Below are 4,234 nucleotides of genomic sequence, written 5' to 3' on the forward strand. Positions count from 1 at the left end.
ATCAGTGACCGTGCGTCCTTCATGTAACAGCAAGATGGCCATCAAGCGACGAGCATGTCCTTTATCACGTGTGGCATGGATGATTTTGTGAATGCGGCGCCGTTGTGGTCGTGGCAGGGGTGGTAGGATAGGCATCAACTCAGTCCTTTGGGTGTGGCTTGTTTTGTTTGGCGACTAATCAGATCGCACAAACTGGACTGAGTTCCCTTCCTCCAGTGATCTACTATTCGGAACAGTTATTTAGAGAGCAGCATCGAGTCGTAGCAAAAGTTGATCAACTAATGGCCCTCTGCGATCAACTAAAATCCCGCCTGCAAACCAGCCAGCAGACCCAACTTGCCTTGGCCGAGTCGCTGGCGGAAGGAGCCCTTGCCTGATGCCCTACACTCGCCCTTGGCTTAGCTATCAACAGCAACTGGATCAGCTGATTGAGCGCGGCATCACGGTCACCGACCGGGATGCCGCACTGAGCTATCTGGAGCGGATCGGCTATTACCGTTTAAGCGGCTACTGGTATCCATTTCGCCGCTTTGAACCCGCGGCTGAGGGTGAAAGCAAACGGGAGACTCGAGCGACCGACCAGTTTTGCCCCGATACCCATCTGCTGGACGCGGTGGAGCTCTATCTGTTCGACAAGAAGCTGCGCCTGCTGGTAGTGGATGCGCTGGAGCGGATCGAGGTGGCGTTGCGGGTCGATCTTGCCTATCTCCTTGGCAAGCGAAATACCTTTGCTCACCTCGATCGCAGCTACTTCCACCCCAGCTTTATCCGGCAGCCTGCATTCAGGGGGAGTCACCAGACCCGCTTTGAGGCGTGGATGGAGAAATACCGGGGGCTGGTAAAGCGCTCCAAAGAGGATTTTGTGCGCCACTACCATCAGCGCCATGGTGAGGAACTGCCGATCTGGGTGGCGGTGGAGGTATTTGATTTTGGCGCCATCTCGCAGTTGATCGGCATGATGAAGGTGTCAGATCAGCAGCATATCGCCAGCAAATACGGTCTGGACTGGCAGGTGTTTGCCAGCTGGATCTACGGCCTCAGTTACCTGCGCAATATCTGCGCCCATCATAGCCGCCTCTGGAACCGCAACGTAACGACGCAGGTGAAGTTGCCCAAGCCAAGAGAGGTGCCGTGGTGCGATTTCCTGGCAAGAGACGATGAGCGGCTTGCCAAGCCATTCGTGTTGCTGGCCATCACACGGCATCTACTCAAGGTGATTTGCCCGAATACCCAGTGGCATCTGCGCCTGCGGGATCATCTGCTGACGTTCCCCACACAAAAGTCGGTGCGCAAGCTCGGGTTGGCAAATATGGGGTACATAGAGAACTGGCAGGAGTGGTGGTAAATCCACCAAATAAGAACCCCAGCGTAAGTTGCGAAGCAACCAAGAGGCCGGGGTCGTGTTGCGAAGAAGAATAGGGGGGAACCTCCATTCAGTCAAACTTTTTTACCCCATTTTGTGACGGATAGAGTGGTAGTCGAGTGGGTATTAAAGCAGGATCTCAAAGGCTCTTCAGCTACGTGAGAGCCGGCTTGAAATATCAATATTACAAGGAGTTGCGATGCTACATGCAATCCTGCATGGCAAGGCTGGGCGTATCGAGCGGGAAGGGGAATCCCTGCGCTGGCGCGACCTGTTTAAAGGCAGCGAAGATCTGCTAACTGCCACTTTCTTTGGCCGTTTGCCCCACCTCTCGGACGGTACTCTGGGGGCCGTGCTGCACTTTCTACTCGGTGACAATCCGCTAGACCCGGCCACCTTTCAACGGCTGGAGCTGTGGCCAAAACTGGCATCGCTGCAGGATCGCCGTTATGTCGAGCCCGATGTGCTGCTCCACTTTGACGACGCACTGGTGGTTATCGAGGTGAAGCCCCCGTTCGGTGGTGACCAGTATCGGGGGCAGTGGCTGGCACAGGTCAATGCTGTGGTCAGCGAAGCCGAGTTTGATGACTATGAAGACCGGCTCTATTACGTTGCGCTTGGCAATATCCCTGTCGCCCCGCTGATTCGCCCAGAGCTGCCCGAACGCTTTGTCCAGATGACCTTGCGTGAATGGGAGCCACTGCGCCGCTATCTGCAAACTGCCTCCGAGTTTGAATCCTGCCGTCAGGATCGCGCCATTCGCGATGAGTGGCTGCAGGCGTTTGAGCTGTTTGGCATGGCCCCGGTGGTGCCTGAATGGGCGCCGTTGTTTGCCTACGCAGGGCAGCTGGACCTGGATTGCGGGGTAATGTCTGAGCGGGAAACTCCCCCACCGGCTGAACCTACTGGTTGGGCTGCTCTGCTCGACTATGCCGGGACATTGCACCTCTCTCGCCCCGATTTCTCTTTTTTGAATCACTGACTTTGGCTAAGGATGCCGTCATGCAACACGATCTTGAACAGACCACCCAGCTGGTCACCCAACTGCAACAAGCCCACCGACTCGCAGCCGGTTTCTACCAGCGTATCCTCCCGCTATTCGATCAGATCGCCAGTCAGGCGCTGGACGCCGAGTTCTGGTATTGGGAGCCCAGCGAAAATAGCCGCCCCTGCCGCTCAGGAACCCGCCCATCCAGCAGCTGGGCATGGGACTATCTGCCGCTGTTTGCATCGAGTCATGCCTACCGGGACAGGAATGGCGATAAGGCTCAGCAAGGTGATAAGACGCTGATTTTTCGCCTCTATATCGATGATGATTTCCGTCAAAACTCAACCTTGCGTGCAAGTACGAAGGGCCAGCCCGATCCTTTGCAATTGTCTGGTAACGCAGTGGTTGAAGTGAATCTGTACCGTTGCCTGCAGGATAGTGATAACCACTTCTGGGATCTGCTCAAGCAGATTAGCTGGCCTGCTCATCAACCTGACTGGCAGCAAAGTGACAAATGTCATCAGCTTGAGATCTGCTCCAATCATCTGCCGCTCGCCCAGCTGCTTGCCGACCCTGATAGCGTGGCCCGTTGGATCGAAGAGATGAGTCATCGTTGATCCTGTGGTTGGCAGGTAACAGTGCCATGAGCCAAGGGCATGTAATGACCTGATATTTAAATGGCCATCACGGTGGGCTTTGAGAGCAGATGTAATGACACAGACTAAATTCGAGTTACCCAACAAAATCCATGATATCGGTTCGTTAGTGGTTCGGATCAAGGAATGGAGCTCTAAACCCTCGGTTGAAGATCTCTGGATGGCCTATCTTCTCGCTCGCGTTCCTGCAGAACGAATGATGAAATTCAGGCTCTTCAGTCATGGTTCTATCAAGAGGTTGTGGAGCAGGGGTATGAGCTCATGCTCATGTAGCCCCTTGTTCGACTAGCGAATGTTGCGGTTGCTCAAGTGTTTCTGCTAGTTGTGATGGATGTTGTCCCAATTGAACATAAAATGCGTTATGAACTGTCAAATTGTTACTCGTGATTGGTTTCAAACGGGTTTGATGGTGATAAAATCGAGGACACGCTATCAGAAAAAAAGGTGTTTATATGGTGAAGTGTCCGAACTGCAATTCTTCAAACGTGCGTGAGCGAAACATTGGTAAGAAAACCGGAGGTGTTGCTGGCGGTGTGGGTGGTGCCCTGGGTGGTGCTGCTACAGGCGCGGCTATTGGATCGGTTATTCCTGGGGTTGGTACAGCAATCGGTGGTGTTGTTGGTGGGTTGCTAGGTCGTTTTGCAGCTGCTGCTGCCGGAGCTACTGCTGGCGCTGCTGCTGGTTCTGCACTTGATGGAATGTTGTTCGATAAGTACGAGTGTCGAGATTGCGAAACTACGTTTGATTGACCGCAAGATCGTATTGCGCATAAGGGGGCTCATGGTTAATCCAGGCCCCTTTTTGCTGCCTGTTATCCTGCAAAATGGCTTGTTCTGCAGTGCGTTATCTCCCATCCCGCGCCGCACTATCCCTTCCCTCGAAATATTCCCCATGGAAACCACTATCTATCCCACCTTGGTGTAACAGTTGTGGCCAGTGCCGTCCGTGGGTAGTAGCCGTCGGCCAACTTGGCGGCTGGTGGACCTTGACGATGCTCTACCAGCAGCAGGTCTGGCTGAGTTGCTTCAAAGTGGATACGGTAGGCTTCATGCTAACCACGAGAACATGCAGTCAACATGCGAAGTAGTTCTAGCAAGAGACAGTGAAATTTGGTGGGGATTACCTAGTTTTGCTAAATAACTGTTCCGAATAGTAGATCACTGGAGGAAGGGAACTCAGTCCAGTTTGTGCGATCTGATTAGTCGCCAAACAAAACAAGCCACACCC

The 4,234-nt window shown here is 53.6% G+C and carries 4 protein-coding genes and 1 pseudogene; 4 read left to right on the plus strand and 1 reads right to left on the minus strand.

Annotated elements, in window-relative coordinates; genetic code table 11:
• A pseudogene (locus AB5Y76_RS00375) lies at positions 1-135 on the minus strand (IS630 family transposase); the annotation flags it as partial.
• A 241-nt stretch (positions 136-376) separates the two neighbouring features.
• Here AB5Y76_RS00375 and AB5Y76_RS00380 point away from each other — a divergent pair.
• The 4 genes from AB5Y76_RS00380 to AB5Y76_RS00395 all read left to right on the plus strand — a co-directional run bounded on the left by AB5Y76_RS00380 (position 377) and on the right by AB5Y76_RS00395 (position 3,756).
• Positions 377-1,345 carry an Abi family protein gene (locus AB5Y76_RS00380; RefSeq protein WP_263719288.1) on the plus strand — a complete coding sequence of 323 codons (969 nt, stop codon included), beginning with the start codon at positions 377-379 and terminating at the stop codon, positions 1,343-1,345.
• A gap of 217 nt (positions 1,346-1,562) precedes the next feature.
• Positions 1,563-2,345: a hypothetical protein gene (locus AB5Y76_RS00385; RefSeq protein ID WP_263719287.1), complete on the plus strand. Its 783-nt coding sequence runs from the start codon at positions 1,563-1,565 to the stop codon at positions 2,343-2,345.
• A gap of 20 nt (positions 2,346-2,365) precedes the next feature.
• Positions 2,366-2,968: a hypothetical protein gene (locus tag AB5Y76_RS00390; RefSeq protein ID WP_164535903.1), complete on the plus strand. Its 603-nt coding sequence runs from the start codon at positions 2,366-2,368 to the stop codon at positions 2,966-2,968.
• 491 nt (positions 2,969-3,459) lie between these two features.
• Complete coding sequence (locus AB5Y76_RS00395; RefSeq protein ID WP_081990688.1) at positions 3,460-3,756, plus strand: hypothetical protein; 297 nt, start codon at positions 3,460-3,462, stop codon at positions 3,754-3,756.
• The last annotated feature ends 478 nt before the right edge of the window (positions 3,757-4,234 follow it).

It is taken from the genome of Aeromonas sp. R1-2, from assembly GCF_040908505.1.
Taxonomy (GTDB): domain Bacteria; phylum Pseudomonadota; class Gammaproteobacteria; order Enterobacterales; family Aeromonadaceae; genus Aeromonas; species Aeromonas veronii.

Coding starts and splice junctions, on each gene's coding strand:
- AB5Y76_RS00390 (WP_164535903.1), top strand. CDS start 2,366: ATGCAACACGATCTTGAACAGACCACCCAGCTGGTCACCCAACTGCAA.
- AB5Y76_RS00395 (WP_081990688.1), top strand. CDS start 3,460: ATGGTGAAGTGTCCGAACTGCAATTCTTCAAACGTGCGTGAGCGAAAC.
- AB5Y76_RS00385 (WP_263719287.1), top strand. CDS start 1,563: ATGCTACATGCAATCCTGCATGGCAAGGCTGGGCGTATCGAGCGGGAA.
- AB5Y76_RS00380 (WP_263719288.1), top strand. CDS start 377: ATGCCCTACACTCGCCCTTGGCTTAGCTATCAACAGCAACTGGATCAG.